At 39.8% G+C, this 12,572-nt stretch carries 10 protein-coding genes; 6 read left to right on the forward strand and 4 right to left on the reverse strand.

Annotated features, from left to right (window positions below; genetic code table 11):
- Positions 1-14 precede the first annotated feature (14 nt).
- The 4 genes from C4S38_RS12575 (at position 15) to C4S38_RS12590 (ending at position 3,127) form a co-directional block, all read left to right on the forward strand.
- Positions 15-980: a toprim domain-containing protein gene (locus tag C4S38_RS12575; protein ID WP_103983999.1), complete on the forward strand. Its 966-nt coding sequence runs from the start codon at positions 15-17 to the stop codon at positions 978-980.
- A gap of 147 nt (positions 981-1,127) precedes the next feature.
- Positions 1,128-1,511, forward strand: a complete 384-nt coding sequence (locus tag C4S38_RS12580) for a MobC family plasmid mobilization relaxosome protein (RefSeq protein WP_004310825.1) — start codon at positions 1,128-1,130, stop codon at positions 1,509-1,511.
- The gene (locus C4S38_RS12585; protein WP_103984000.1) at positions 1,477-2,403 is read left to right on the forward strand and encodes a relaxase/mobilization nuclease domain-containing protein; all 927 of its coding nucleotides are present in this window, start codon (positions 1,477-1,479) and stop codon (positions 2,401-2,403) included. Before C4S38_RS12580 ends, C4S38_RS12585 begins: the two co-directional genes overlap by 35 nt.
- Positions 2,404-2,407: 4 nt before the next feature.
- A complete protein-coding gene (locus C4S38_RS12590) occupies positions 2,408-3,127 on the forward strand; it encodes a hypothetical protein (RefSeq protein ID WP_103984001.1) in 720 nt (239 codons plus the stop codon).
- Between the two features lie 120 nt (positions 3,128-3,247).
- On the opposite strand, the gene C4S38_RS12595 is transcribed toward C4S38_RS12590, so the two are convergent.
- Complete coding sequence (locus C4S38_RS12595; protein WP_103984002.1) at positions 3,248-4,120, reverse strand: EamA family transporter; 873 nt, start codon at positions 4,118-4,120, stop codon at positions 3,248-3,250.
- A 222-nt stretch (positions 4,121-4,342) separates the two neighbouring features.
- Between C4S38_RS12595 and C4S38_RS12600 the strand changes: the two genes are divergently transcribed.
- The gene (locus C4S38_RS12600) at positions 4,343-5,092 is read left to right on the forward strand and encodes a DeoR/GlpR family DNA-binding transcription regulator (RefSeq protein ID WP_103984003.1); all 750 of its coding nucleotides are present in this window, start codon (positions 4,343-4,345) and stop codon (positions 5,090-5,092) included.
- A 128-nt stretch (positions 5,093-5,220) separates the two neighbouring features.
- On the opposite strand, the gene C4S38_RS12605 is transcribed toward C4S38_RS12600, so the two are convergent.
- The 3 genes from C4S38_RS12605 to C4S38_RS12615 form a co-directional block, all read right to left on the reverse strand.
- Entirely contained in the window at positions 5,221-6,360 is a 1,140-nt protein-coding gene (locus C4S38_RS12605; RefSeq protein WP_103984004.1) for a PDDEXK nuclease domain-containing protein, read from the reverse strand.
- Positions 6,361-6,385: 25 nt separating this feature from the next.
- Positions 6,386-7,609, reverse strand: coding sequence for a site-specific integrase (locus C4S38_RS12610; protein ID WP_009860060.1), 1,224 nt, complete (start codon positions 7,607-7,609; stop codon positions 6,386-6,388).
- A 359-nt stretch (positions 7,610-7,968) separates the two neighbouring features.
- Entirely contained in the window at positions 7,969-8,469 is a 501-nt protein-coding gene (locus tag C4S38_RS12615) for a GNAT family N-acetyltransferase (RefSeq protein ID WP_200817977.1), read from the reverse strand.
- A gap of 216 nt (positions 8,470-8,685) precedes the next feature.
- Between C4S38_RS12615 and C4S38_RS12620 the strand changes: the two genes are divergently transcribed.
- Positions 8,686-12,501: a PAS domain-containing hybrid sensor histidine kinase/response regulator gene (locus tag C4S38_RS12620; protein ID WP_103984006.1), complete on the forward strand. Its 3,816-nt coding sequence runs from the start codon at positions 8,686-8,688 to the stop codon at positions 12,499-12,501.
- The last annotated feature ends 71 nt before the right edge of the window (positions 12,502-12,572 follow it).

The raw sequence follows: 12,572 nt of genomic DNA on the forward strand, positions 1-12,572 counted from the left end.
AAAAAGAAAATGTTATGAATATCGAAGATGTGAAACAAATACCCATCGCAGACTATCTGCACAGTTTAGGCTACTCTCCTGTCAAGCAGCAGGGCAACGGCTTATGGTACAAATCACCGTTAAGGGAAGAATACGAACCGTCTTTCAAGGTGAACACTGACCGCAACCTTTGGTATGACTTTGGTGCAGGCAAGGGCGGCAACATCATTGCACTGGCAAAGGAACTCTATTGCTCCGACAGCCTGCCATACCTTTTAAACCGGATAGCGGAACAGACACCGCACGTCCGCCCGGTCAGTTTTTCTTTTCCCCAGCGTAGGACAGAACCGAGTTTCCAACATTTGGAAGTCCGTGACTTGACCCATCCGGCATTGCTCCGTTACTTGCAGGGACGGGGTATCAATATCGAACTGGCAAAAAGAGAATGTAAGGAACTCCATTTTACCAATAACGGCAGACCGTTCTTTGCTATCGGTTTCCCGAACATGGCAGGAGGTTACGAGGTTCGCAATTCCTTTTTCAAAGGCTGCATCGCCCCGAAAGACATCACCCATATACGGCAGCAGGGAGAGCCGAGAGAGAAGTGTTTGGTATTCGAGGGTTTTATGGACTATCTTTCTTTCCTCACGCTCCGGATGAAGAACTGTCCGACCATGCCCGACCTTGACAGGCAGGATTATGTCATACTCAACTCTACTGTCAATGTGCCGAAAGCTATTGACGTGCTGTACCCGTATGAACGCATCCACTGTATGCTTGACAATGACAAGGCAGGATATGAAGCGACACGGGCTATCGAATTGGAATACTCCTACCGTGTGCGTGACTTCTCGGACAATTATAGGGGTTATTCGGACTTGAACGATTACCTGTGCGGCAGGAAGCAGGAACAGAAGAACAGTACCAGCCAAGCGCAGGCGATAAAGCAGGAAACCGGACAACGTGCCGCCCCAAGACAGAAAAGGGGCAGGGGCATTTAGTCCGGCAGGATTACCAGCGGCAGGCGGTTTAATTTGGAGAGCAAGGTTATGTTTCGGTAAACCGAAACTACCTTGCTTTGCTTGACAGCAAAGAAAATTTCTCCCGTTGGTCGCAATTTTTAAGATATCATTTAAATGTAAAAACCTATGACGAATATAAAGGATAAGCCGGGGGGACGTCCGGCAAAGAAACGGATAGAGAAGCAGCAACGGGTAGTCAGCACGAAGCTGACCGAGTTGCAGTATTACGCCATCAGGAAGCGAGCCGGGGAAGCCGGGTTGCGTGTCAGTGAGTATGTACGGCAAGCGGTTGTTTCGGCAGAGGTCATACCCCGGCTGAACAGGCAGGATGCGGACACCATCCGCAAACTGGCAGGGGAAGCCAACAACATCAACCAGTTGGCGCACCGGGCGAATGCCGGAGGTTTCGCACTGGTGGCGGTGGAACTGGTGAAACTCAAAAACAGGATTGTCGAAATTATAAACCAGTTGTCGGATGATTGGAAAAATAAAAAAGGGAAGCGGGTTTAAGGGCTGCGTGAACTATGTACTGGGCAAGGAACAGGCGGCTTTGCTCCATGCGGACGGGGTACTGACAGAAAGCCGGGGAGATATAATCCGCAGCTTCTGTATGCAGACCGGGATGAATCCCGACTTGAAAAAGCCGGTCGGACATATTGCGCTAAGCTATTCGGCAGTGGATGCGCCCAAATTGACAGACGAGAAGATGATACAGCTTGCGCAGGAATATATGCGTGAGATGAAAATCACCGATACGCAGTATATCATCGTGCGCCATCAAGACCGGGAGCATCCGCACGTGCATATCGTGTTCAACCGTATAGACAACAACGGCAAGACCATTTCGGACAAAAACGATATGTACCGCAACGAGCAGGTATGCAAGAAGCTGAAAGCCAAGCACGGGCTTTATTTCGCTGGTGGGAAAGAACAGGTGAAGCAGCACCGCTTGAAAGAGCCGGACAAATCGAAATACGAGATTTACAACGCTGTAAAGAATGAAATCGAGAAGTCCAAGAACTGGCAGCAGTTACAGGAGCGGTTAGCGGAAAAGGGTATTACTGTCCAGTTCAAGTACAAGGGACAGACAAACGAGATACAAGGCGTTTCCTTTTCCAAAGGCGAATACACGTTCAAGGGTTCGGAGATAGACCGCAATTTCAGTTTTTCCAAACTGGATAAACGTTTTGGGGATGTAGGGCAGACGACAGTCGGAAGCAATAAGCAGACGGTTACTGCACCTGTTCAGAAATCAGTATCAGCACCCGACAAAGCGGATAATTCTTTTATAACAGGTTTTGGCGGTCTGTTTTCCGGTTTGTCAGCCCCGGCTGATGAAATGCCCGATGATTCCTTTTTGAGAAAGAAGAAGAAAAAAAAGAAAAAACAACTAAAGTTATAAGCGTATGGAGGAAAATTTGATTTTAGAGGGGCTTCTCTCAATGGTCACAGAACTGAAAGAGAAGCAGGAAGCACAGGTAACGCCAGCCAGTCGGGAGGAAACTCTCGAAAGACTGAACGCAATCGAACAGGCATTGTCGGAACTGCACAGTAACCCGGCTATTCCCGAAAAGGATTTGCAGGCTATCCGAAGCCAGCTTGACGAGATAAGGAACAGGATGCAGGGTCAGCAGAAACATATCGAGGACACCAAGAAAATAGTATTGGAAACCTACCGTTGTTTCAAGGTAATGATTGATGCTTTGGGCTCTTGCAAGACGGATAAAGAGGAAGCTGCGCCCTTACCGCTCTATCAACGGATTTACAACAAGGTCGCTTCTTGGATTCGTCCGGGATTGTTTCTTTTTTCGGCAGTGCTGGTTATCTGTTCCGCTTCCATATTCTTGAATGTCCGTTTGGCTGAACGTATGCAGCAGTTGCAGGACAACGATATGAAATACCGCTATTTGCTGATGCAAGGACAGGCAGACGGAGAAACTTTTGATATGCTGGAAAACAAGTTCAAATGGCAACGGGATAACGGCTTTATCCGAAGTTTGACCGATTCCGTGATGGATTTTGAATACCGCAGCCAAAAGCAGGCGGAAGCACTGGAACGTGCAAGGCTGTTGAACGAGCAAGCCGAACAGCTAAAGGAGGAAGCCGATAAGTTGGGCAAGCCATAAACGGGGAAAGCCGGGACGGATGAAGCACATTCACCATTCCGGCTTTTCAGATTCACTTCTTTTTCTTTCTGTGTATTGCAGGTTTTTGATACTTACTTTGAATGATAAAAACTAATTGCATTAGTTTAGCATAATAATAACTATTGAACCAACAACCATCACTATTGCACCTAACAGTTTCTTTTTAATATTCTGTTCTTTGAATATCTTATACCCTAAGATAATACTTACTATAGTGGATAATTGGAATAAGGCTAAGGCGTAACCTACATTCATATGTGAGAAAACATAATTAGTAGTATATTGCATCGTTCCAATACATAAAACCAACAAACCGTACATTGGTAAATGGCTATACTTTATCTTCTTCAATTCTTTTGGAAAATGAACTTTGAAACAGAATAAGAGTACAAAAGAAAAAAATGCTCCGAACCAACACCAAAAGAAAAAAGAAATCGTAGTGGAGGAATAAAGAATCACCTTTTTTATAAATATGGCTTCGATAGCTGTCAATATCATTGCCCAAATGCGGTATTGTATCTCTTTATTTCTCAGTAAAGCCCAAGAAAAATGTTCTTCCATAGTATCCAGTACAAAGTAACTACCATAAATAATGAGAACAATGCCGATAATTCCCCAAATGTTAGGAATTTCATGCAAAAAGATAATACCTATCAAGATACCCACTACTGATTTGTAGGAATTGATAGGTCCTAAGATGGACAAATCTCCCCCTTGCAAGGCTTTTACTAAAAGCCCATTGCCTACTGCACCAAATATTCCGGCTACGGCTCCATAATACCAACTATAGTTGGAAACTTGTTTCCAATCCAACTGCCATGCCGGGATAATGCAAAAAATACTTAAGATGAAAAAAGTCAGAAAATTGACCAATAACGGATGATTTTGTTTTTCAGTCAGTTTCTTTTGAAACACGTTTCCTATCGGATTGGATAGGATGCGTAAAAGGAGTGAAAGAGTTGTTGCAAACATTGTTCTTATATTAATATTGTTTAACTGTTTTTTTCTAAGAAACCAGCAAATGGAGAATTAGAATGAATGCGGTTTTTCTGCCAGTTCTTTGTATTTTATCCTCAAGAACATACAATGTTGCATAAATCCGCATTTTATATTTAAAAACATCACAAAATACTGATTTTTTTGTTTGAAGATAAGTATATTTGCGGAAATATGCAACATTAACGATGCAGGATTATGCTGAAAGAAGAAAGACATAGGTATATAATTGACCGAATAAACAAGGATAACCGAATCTTTGTTACCGATTTGAGTGCAGAATTAAATATTTCTGATGATACATTGAGAAGAGACTTGGTAGAGTTGGAAAATCAGGGATTACTTACCAAAGTACATGGAGGTGCAATCGCCAAATCTGGCATTTCCATACAGTTTTCGGAAAGGTTAAATACAGCCACTCTCATCAAACAAGAAATGGCGGCTAAATTAGTTCCTCTATTCAAAGAAGGAGATGTGATATTGATAGACGGAGGTACATCTAATTTAGAAGTTGTGCGACAATTGCCTAAAGACAAGAAGTTTACGATATATACAAATTCTTTACCCATTGCTAACGAACTCTCCAGCTATCCGAATGTCGATTTAATTCTTTTAGGGGGTAGGGTGTTTTCTCCCTCACAAGTGACAGTTGGTGTGTCGGTCTTTCAAATGATACAGTCTGTTTATCCTGATTGGGTTGTCATAGGGGTAAGTGATATTCATCCACAGAAAGGTTTGACCACAGCAGATAGGGAAGAAGCCGTTATAAAACGTTGCATGATAAAACAAGGTGGCAAGCGAGTTGTCCTTGTGTCGGGTGAAAAACTAAATACAGCACGGAATTACCCCTTTGCTTCTTTGGCTGAAATAGATTATATCGTTACGGAGAATTGCAAGGTGGATTATATCAAACAAAATTGGACTTCTTATACATATCAAGTTCTATAAGTTTAGTTTGTACTTTTGTTTATATATCCAAAACGGATTAAACCTTTTTCTATTAGCAGCAAAATATACGTGCTGGCGAAAAGAAAAACAGTATTTTTCTTCTCGCCAGTATTATTTTTGATGACAGGTTAGTAATTTGAGGAAGCGATGAATGCTTTTATTTCTTCCTCGCTTGGAAGTTCTATCATGTACTTTTGTACAAAGATATTCGGGTCTAATCCGGCAGTGGCATACTTTACTAATGTATCTCCCTTTTCAGTGCAAAGCAGAATACCGATAGGTGGATTATCATCCGGCTGCATCACTTCCGCTTTGAAATAGTTCAGATACATATTTAGTTGCGAAGCATACTCATGGTGGAACTTGTCTATCTTCAATTCTACAATAACATGACATTTCAAGATACGATGATAGAACACAAGGTCGGCAAAGAAATAATCTTCATCAATCAAGATGCGTTTTTGCCGGGCTTCAAAGCAGAAGCCATGTCCCATTTCCAATAGGAAGCGTTGCAAGTTGTCAAGAATGGATTGTTCCAAATCGTTTTCCGTCACTAATGCACGTTCATTCAACCCTAAGAACTCCAAAGTAACAGGGGTATTGATAACATCTTTAGGTTGTAATAAGGTTGCTTGTTGCTGGACTAAAGCGGAGAGGGCTTCTTTGTTTTTGGATAGTCCGCTACGTTCGTAATATAAAGATGCGATTTGTCGCTCTAACTCCTTTACAGACCAGCAGCCACGCATGGTTTCCATTTCATAGAAAGCACGTTTTACCGGGTTCTCAATTCCCGATATGGTATTTAAATGGGTGGAAGATAATCTGTTGAATAATCTATCAGCCGGAATCATCCACGTTTCGGTTTGTGGGTATTCTGTTGATAGTTTCCAAACGCCATTTTCAGATTCGGCGGTCACCAACCGCCGAATTGGTTCAGTGAATTCGGCGGTCAATGACTGCCGAATTTGAATTTGTGATGCAATGTGTTGTGTAACAGGTTCTTTTAGTTGTGGATAAACGAGGTACAGCCGCCTAAATTCACGGAATCTACGTTCATTCAGACCTTTTGTTTTCAGTCGTTGTTCCAGTTTTTTCAACAATTGTTCACCGTAGGCGGCACGGTCTTCTCCGTTCTGCTCAAACTCCACGATATAGCACCCCATAAGCCAGTTACGGGAAGTAAGGGCAAGGTTTACAGCGTGTGCGGCTTGTGCCTGCAACGTGTTCTGTATCGTGCTGATATGTTTTACTAATGCTTCAAAGTTCATAGTTACAAAGATAAGTCTTTTATGGTTAAAACTTTAGTTCGGGCAAGCTGTTTATTGCTTCCTCTTTCAATTTATCCACCGCACGGGTGTATTTCTCCGTATGCTTCAATCCGCTATGCCCTAAAAGGCTGGCTACGGTTTTGATATTAGCCCCATTGTTCAGAATGTTCACGGCAAACGAATGCCGGGCACAATGCCAGCTTATATGTTTGTCTATCCCGGCTCTCTTTACCCAACGCTTTACTGATTTACAGCAACTTTCGTAAGTAGGTAAATCGAATATCAAACAGTTTTTATCTGCCGGGGCTTCACCAATGATAGACAATAGACCATCATTCAGAGGAATAACCACACCACTACTGGCAGAATGTCCCTTTGTCTTGCTTTGTTCAAATTTCAATAACCGATTAGCGTAATCCACATTCTTATAGGTAAGGTCTTTTACATCACAGAAGCGCAGACCGCAGTATAAGCAGAAGATAAAAGCACGTCTGACATTCGGGTTCTCGTTGTCATAATGGCAAGCTGCCAACTTTTGGATTTCTTCGGGAGAGAGAACATCTTTCCGAAGCATTTGGCTATCCACTTTGCAGGTAACGCTTTTACATGGGTCTTTCAACATTACATCGTGGTCAATCGCGTATCGAATAACTTTCTTGAAACGCTGGTAAATGCTTTTAGCACCCTCACCCACACTTCGGGATTGCAGATAGGCAACAAACTGCTCCATCATTTCTTTGGTGATAAGTTCCGGCTTGATACTAAACTCATTCATGGGGTATTGTTCTTTTAAGAAGTCCTTAAAACGGCTAAGCGCAATTTGTACCATGCGAATATCTTTCTTGGTATAACTGTTGATATAGGCTTGGAAATAGTCTAAGAAATTGACCGTTCTATCTTTTTTTAACCGATAGCCTAACATACTTTCTTTAAACTCCTGCTCACGCTCCGCACGTATCTTTGTGGCAAGCTCCAATGTTTCTTTGTTCTGCTGGCGTTCCGCAGGGGTACGGGGCTTATCTATCAGATACAGACTAAGGTTTTCTTTTCGCCTGTTGTGCTTTACTGCAAACTTGGGCTTACCTTGCATCTTTCCACTATCATAGTACACTTGATTGCCGTTTTCATCTAATACGGGCTTTTCCTCTCTACCTAAATAATATTCTAAGTAAAGGCTGATTCTACCATCCGAGAGCTTATTTTGCTCTAACTTGGGGTTTTCTTTCGTTTTATTTTCTAACTTTGCCATTGTTTAGAGGTTTTATCCCGATTTAGGTACCATAACCGGGTGATTACGCTAAATAGTTGATTTTCTTTTGTTTTCCGATATTGCAAAGGTACAAAAGAAAATGATATTTCAAAGTGTACTAAAAGTGTACTGAATAACGGAAAATGGGCAAAATATGGCAAAAATAGAGAAAATAGGAAACATTCAAGTAATTGATAATAAGGAAGATAAATTCTTTTATTTTCCTATGATTTCTATGGTTTGTACCGGGTCTGGGTACTTAAAGAAATCCTGATGGCCGATTGGTTGTCAGGATTTTTTCTTTCTACAAAGCGTATCCGGGAAAAGAATTAAACCAAGGATTATAAGAATATAAAAAACTAAGGCTGACAATCTATCACTTTATGAAAGGCCAACCGCTCTGTTCCGTTATCAACATAAATAATACCACATTGCATAAAGCCATGTTTTTTTAAAATAGCCTGCATTACAACATTATCGCGATGCGTATCCACACGGATGTTATTACATTTCCTAAAACTCCATTCCAAACATTCGGAAGATACATTTTTTTGTTTTCCATTTGATGCCATACGATGAATCACCGCATAAGGTTCATTATTAAGCCATTTACCTTCATAAATACGTAAATAAGTATGATCTATTCCTTCTATATAGCAGAATGTCCCGACTATTTCCCCTTTTTCATCTTCGCAAACGAAGCTATGCCCTTTTTCTATTTCCCTAACAATCAATTCCGTTGAAGGATAACCATTAATCCACTGATTCCCGTTGCCATGCTCTTGCATAAATCTTTTAGCGTAGTCATAGATTTCCATCACATGACTTAAATCGGCTAACGTTGTATTTCTTATATTCATCATTGTTTATTGATTTCCAGAGCATTCAAGGAATTATCGCCATTCCTAAATACCCCGATGTTATAAAAACCGATAATCCACAACCCCGATAAAGATAATAAAAGTATCATATTATTATCATAAATTTGAATAATTAATTAAATCTTATAAAATTCAACGATTTTCAATGCAACCATATTGATTTATACATATCTTTGTACACTCTATAAAACAAGAATGGAAATTGGGGTTATAAAAACATTACTAGTATTAATACTAGCTTTTATATTGTGTCCGGAAACTACTTTGGCGAATCAAAATACAGGCAAAAAGGAAAAAGTATTATTGATAAGCTCATATTCTCCTTTAAAAGAAGGAGGCATAAATATTATTTCCTCTTTTGAAAAAACATTAAAAGACAAAACCGACGTTTCAATTTCAATTGAATATATGGATAGCGAATCTTCACCAAATTTCAAAACATGGGCTATTTGGATGAAACAGCTATTCAAAGCTTATCAAGAACCGCCGTCAGCTGTCGTATTGCTGGGCAATGAAGCATGGAGTGTATATCGCAAAGTATGTATTCCGGAATGGCATACTATTCCGGTCATTCTAGGAAACGTCAAACCTATATTTATAGATTATGAGAAGCTGGCCCAAACAGATTCTATCACAAACATAACACAGTTCCCTAAAATGGAAACTACATTCGATAATTCCCAGGTTACAGGATATTTTTACAACGATTTCATCAAAGAAAATCTGCAACTAATAAAAAAACTGCAACCCGAAGTGCGCTATGTTGCTTTTTACTATGACAACCGATATTCATTACGATACTTTTCCGATTACCTGTGTTCGTTGTTTGATGAAATCGATTCACTGGATGTTTGCTTTTTAAGTGGAGACAAACTTTCCACGACACAACTAATCGATTCCATATCAAATATGGATAGCCGTCATGCATTATTATCAGCGGGTTGGTATACCGACGTCAACCACTATCCTCATGCTTATACCATGTTGCATAACGAACTATCCCGTTCTAAATCTCACGTACTTTACCAAGTACGTGACCAGGATTTTTCAAGTTTAAATTTCTTAGGAGGCTATTTTATTCTAGGAAAAAATCTGGGAAACGACATTGCCAACCTTACTTATGATGTCTTGACAAAAGGGATTAAGAACAGTCCTTCTTTCCAAATGACACCATCATTGCCTCAATACCATATTAATTATCCGACATTACAATATTATGGTATCAATCCTAAAAATCTTCCTCCAAACACTATATTTTACAACGAGGCTCCTTCCCTCATTAAAGAATATCCGATGGAAGTATTTTTATTTGTAATGGTTATTGTACTCATGTCGATATTATTTATTGTTATCCTCCATTTCCGCAAACGTAAAGAAGAACAGTATAAAATAGCAAATCAACGCATGATGAGGCTATTAAAAGCAATGCCGGATATGGCATTCATTTTTGATTCTTCACTAAAAATAACAGACATAATCAACCCTCAGGAAAATGTTTTATTAGGTCTTGATTGGCAGGAGATGATAGGAAAAAGCTTACAAGATGCCATCGCTCCAATAGAAGCATTTAAAGAAGCGGCTTCCATAATTACTAAAAATTTAATCCGCACAAAAGACACAAAGCAAGTATTTTCTTTCGATTATCAAGTAAAAATCGACGACAACATTCATTATGGCCGTGCACGCACTGTTCCATTTAACAAAGACAATGTTATTTATTTCTGTCACGATGTTACCATACATGTAGAAGCAGAACGTAAAGTATTAAAATTACAGACATTCTTACAATCCGTCATAGACAACCTGCCAATCGGATTGTCGGTAAAGGATATGTCCAACGAATTTCGTTACCTTTTCTACAACGATAAAGCCTGCGAATTTTATGGAGACACTAATAGTAGCGATTTGCTAGGCAAAAACGATTTTGAAGTCCATGATCCGGAAGCTGCATTATTCCGTCAGGAAGATATTATGACTTCCAATAGCAAAACACCTCTTTCTTTCGAACGGATTATTACAGATAAAGAAACAAAACAGCCTTGCAAATGGGGCATTATCACCAAAAGCAGGTTGCTCAACAACGATGGTTCCTCTTATATCATATCTGTTATTGTAGATACAACAGAAATACGAAAAAAAGAACTGGAACTGGAAAATACAAGAAAAGAGCTATCTATAGCACTTGATGCCGGTTCATTATCTGCATGGATGTATGACGTAAAAAAGCAATGGTTTTCTTCCTTATATAAAGAATCGGTTACGGGAAATGGCTTTTCACTTGACCATTGTATGGAATTCATACATCCCGACGACGTAGATAAATACCGTGAATTTATAAGACAGCTTTCCTGCGGAGAAAAAGAAAAACAAAGACAGGTTTTCCGTTTCATGCGTAATGGCTCATACAATTTTTACGAAACCTATGCGATGATTATCCGTTCCGGAAAAACAGGAGAAGTAAAACGCGTAGTCGGCACAGAAAAAGACATTTCAGAAGAAATCAGGAAACAAAAAGAGCAGGAAGAGAATAAATTCAAATTAGAGTTTGCATTTGATGCAGCCCAAATTATACCCTGGGAATATAATATAAGCACCAATATATTCTCATCGCCCAATCCGGCTGTTTTTGAATATACCGACGTTTCACTGGATAAATACCTGACATACATGAATCAAGAAGACATGCATCTTCTTAGAGACGGCATAAAGGATTTAATAAGTGGAGACATTAAATCAATGGATATCCAGGTACGGGTTGCTTTCCCCGGAAAAGAAATGCGATGGTATGAAATACATGGCCTCGTTTTTGAACGTGATAAAGAAGGCAAAGTATGCCGTATAATAGGCGTGCGTTGGGATATAACCGACTTAAAAATGACTGACGAACTCATTGAGTTACGAAATAAAGCCGAAGAATCGAACCGTTTAAAAAGTGCATTTCTTGCAAACATGAGCCACGAGATACGTACTCCTTTAAATGCTATCGTAGGATTTTCAAACCTCATCATTGAAACGGATGACCGTAGCGAAATTGAAGAATACAGCCATATTATCGAAGCAAACAATGAGTTATTATTACAACTTATAAATGATATTCTCGATTTATCTAAAATTGAAGCCGGACAACTTGAATTTAACTATTCCGACGTAAATGTTTCCACGATATTCTATGATCTGGAACAAATTTATAAATACCGCATAAAGAAAGGCGTCTCTCTGGAAACAGACTTGCCGGAACAATCCTGTATAATTTATTCGGAGAAAAACAGGTTGACACAAGTTATTTCCAATTTCCTCAGTAATGCCAGCAAGTTCACTACCTCCGGCTCAATCCGGATGGGCTATTCTTATACAGCCGATAGCTTACGCTTCTATGTGCAAGATACGGGCAAAGGAATTTCTCCCGAAAATATACCTTTTGTCTTTAACCGGTTTGCCAAATTCGACAGTTTTGTGCAAGGTACCGGATTAGGACTTTCTATCTGCGAGTCAATTATCCACCATTTAGGGGGCGAAATAGGAGTAGATTCCGAATTAAACAAAGGTTCTTTATTCTGGTTCACACTTCCATGCAAAACCAAACCATCCAGACCTGCAACCACAGTTAAAGATCAAAAAGCAGAAATAAAAATTTCAACTAAGGACAAGGTAGCCAACAGACAATACACACTCATGGTTGCAGAAGATAATAACGACAATTATTTATCGTTACTTCATATCTTGAAAAAGGATTATCAGATAATAAGAGCCTCAAATGGCAAAGATGCAGTGCGGTTATATCATGAAACCCATCCTGATTTGATCTTAATGGATATAAAATTACCGCTTATGAATGGCCTGGAAGCCACAAAAGAAATACGCAAACATGATCTTAATATCCCAATCGTAGCCCTTACGGCATATACTTTCGACAACAATCGCAAACAAGCACTGAATGCCGGCTGTACTGACTTTTTGGCTAAACCGGTCAACAAAAAACAGCTAAAAGAACTATTAAAAGCATTATTATGACCAAAATAACATAATCGGTTATGCCTTTTATTAAGCCTAAAAGGTTACTTTTGTGGAATTATTAAATCATA

Source organism: Parabacteroides chinchillae (genome assembly GCF_900108035.1).
In the GTDB taxonomy this organism is placed as follows: Bacteria; Bacteroidota; Bacteroidia; order Bacteroidales; family Tannerellaceae; genus Parabacteroides; species Parabacteroides chinchillae.

Coding starts and splice junctions, on each gene's coding strand:
- C4S38_RS12585 (WP_103984000.1), top strand. CDS start 1,477: ATGATTGGAAAAATAAAAAAGGGAAGCGGGTTTAAGGGCTGCGTGAAC.
- C4S38_RS12575 (WP_103983999.1), top strand. CDS start 15: ATGAATATCGAAGATGTGAAACAAATACCCATCGCAGACTATCTGCAC.
- C4S38_RS12610 (WP_009860060.1), bottom strand. CDS start 7,609: ATGGCAAAGTTAGAAAATAAAACGAAAGAAAACCCCAAGTTAGAGCAA.
- C4S38_RS12600 (WP_103984003.1), top strand. CDS start 4,343: ATGCTGAAAGAAGAAAGACATAGGTATATAATTGACCGAATAAACAAG.
- C4S38_RS12595 (WP_103984002.1), bottom strand. CDS start 4,120: ATGTTTGCAACAACTCTTTCACTCCTTTTACGCATCCTATCCAATCCG.
- C4S38_RS12590 (WP_103984001.1), top strand. CDS start 2,408: ATGGAGGAAAATTTGATTTTAGAGGGGCTTCTCTCAATGGTCACAGAA.
- C4S38_RS12615 (WP_200817977.1), bottom strand. CDS start 8,469: ATGAATATAAGAAATACAACGTTAGCCGATTTAAGTCATGTGATGGAA.
- C4S38_RS12605 (WP_103984004.1), bottom strand. CDS start 6,360: ATGAACTTTGAAGCATTAGTAAAACATATCAGCACGATACAGAACACG.
- C4S38_RS12620 (WP_103984006.1), top strand. CDS start 8,686: ATGGAAATTGGGGTTATAAAAACATTACTAGTATTAATACTAGCTTTT.
- C4S38_RS12580 (WP_004310825.1), top strand. CDS start 1,128: ATGACGAATATAAAGGATAAGCCGGGGGGACGTCCGGCAAAGAAACGG.